2 protein-coding genes and 1 pseudogene are annotated in these 1,724 nt (G+C 58.6%); 1 reads left to right on the forward strand and 2 read right to left on the reverse strand.

All coding sequences use genetic code 11. From position 1 onward, the window contains the following. Nucleotides 1–189 (forward strand): rhodanese-like domain-containing protein (locus tag ABYA88_RS16365; RefSeq protein WP_373188444.1); only part of this gene is annotated, 189 nt, incomplete at its 5' end. Between the two features lie 18 nt (nt 190–207). On the opposite strand, the pseudogene ABYA88_RS16370 reads toward ABYA88_RS16365, so the two are convergent. Both ABYA88_RS16370 and ABYA88_RS16375 read right to left on the reverse strand, forming a co-directional pair. Next, nucleotides 208–315, reverse strand: a pseudogene (locus ABYA88_RS16370) (hypothetical protein); the annotation flags it as partial. A 102-nt stretch (nt 316–417) separates the two neighbouring features. Beyond that, nucleotides 418–1,707, reverse strand: coding sequence for a TRAP transporter large permease subunit (locus ABYA88_RS16375; protein WP_373188445.1), 1,290 nt, complete (start codon nt 1,705–1,707; stop codon nt 418–420). Nucleotides 1,708–1,724: the final 17 nt, after the last annotated feature.

The raw sequence follows: 1,724 nt of genomic DNA on the forward strand, positions 1-1,724 counted from the left end.
GCTCGGCACATCTACGTGGGCCACCTTAACGAACAATGGCGGGATCTGGATCCCGGCCGGGCCTACACGATAATGTGCGCCAGCGGCGCGCGTGCCAGTGTGGCGGCGGGCTGGCTCAAGGCACAGGGATTCAAGCACGTGAATGTATTCCTGGGCTCAGCCGGCGCCTGGAAAGCGGACGTCGACTAACGCGACACCGGTTATCTACAGCTCCTCATCCAGCTCAACTTCCAGCACCACATTCAGGGCCTGGTAGAACAGACCGCGCTCGACGGTGTTGTCGTTGAACTGCAGGAAGGCTTCGCCCAGGTGCCGCCGGGGCCCTGAGCCAGGGCTGCCGGGACGGTCGAGTTCCATCTCGACCATGACTACTGGCAACAGGCGCACTGGCCGAGGTAGAACTCGGCCGTCACGGAGTCAGGAAACCATGCCGAACCAGGTCGGGAAGATGAAAATCAGAGCCAGCACGGCTATCTGGATGGCGATGAATGGCAGCACGCCCCGGTAGATATCCGTCGTTCGTACCGAGGGCGGCGACACGCCTTTGAGGTAAAACAGACTGAACCCGAAGGGTGGCGTCAGGAAACTGGTTTGAAGATTCATGGCAATGAGAATGGCAAACCACAGCATGTTGATGCCCAGGGCTTCCGCAACCGGTGCCAGGATCGGCACGATAATGAACGAGATTTCGACGAAGTCGATGAAGAAGCCAAGAATCATAATCACCAGCATGGCGAAGATCAGGAAGCCCCATTTTTCGCCTGGCAGAGACAGAAGGAACTCCTCAAGTATGTAGTCGCCTCCGGTGTAGCTGAAGGTCATCGAGAAGGCCGTGGCGCCGATCAGGATGGCAAAGACCATGGCGGTGACCTTGACCGTATCCTGGGCGCTCTGCCACATCAGGCTGAAAGAGAACTGTCGGTAGGCAATGGCGAGCAGCAGTGCCCCAACGCCGCCCAGCGCGGCAGATTCCGTAGGAGTGGCAATGCCAGTGAAGATCGAGCCGAGGACCACTGCGATCAGCGCCAGAGGCGGGATAATGGCAATGAGCGCCTTTATGACCTCCTGGCTACGGGTATCATCACTGGTCCTCTTCATGGGAGGAGCCAGGTTTGGTTTCCACAGCGCCAGCACAATGATGTAGACAAGATAGAAGCCGATAAGGACAGCGCCGGGAAGGACTGCAGCCCTGAAAAGGTCTCCTACCGGCAGGCCCAGCACGTCGCCCAGTATGATCAGGATTATGGACGGAGGTACTATCTGCCCGAGGGTTCCGGACGCACAGATGGTGCCGCAAGCAAGCTTTTTGTCGTAGCCGTGCGCAAGCATCACTGGCAGGGAGATCAGGCCCATGGCGACAACACTGGCACCCACCACCCCCGTTGAAGCCGCGAGCAGCGCGCCGACAACGATGGTGGACATGGCCAGGCCGCCGGGCAGCCCCCCAAACAGGCGCCCCATGGACTCAAGCAGCTGTTCAGCCAGCTTTGTCTTCTGCAGCACAATACCCATGAAAATGAACAGCGGCACCGCCATCAGTACCGTGTTCTGCATGATGTTCATGATCCGGAATGGCATGAATGCAAATAGATCGGGCCCAACCGCGGCTACGCCAAACAGAAGCGCAAGCCCGCCAAATACGAAAGCAACAGGAAACCCCCACATCAGCATCAGCAGGGCCACCCCGAACATGATAATGCCGATCATGCCAAACCTCCCTGAGA

Origin of the sequence: Halopseudomonas sp., assembly GCF_041579695.1 — a bacterium.
Classification (GTDB): Bacteria; Pseudomonadota; Gammaproteobacteria; order Pseudomonadales; family Pseudomonadaceae; genus Halopseudomonas.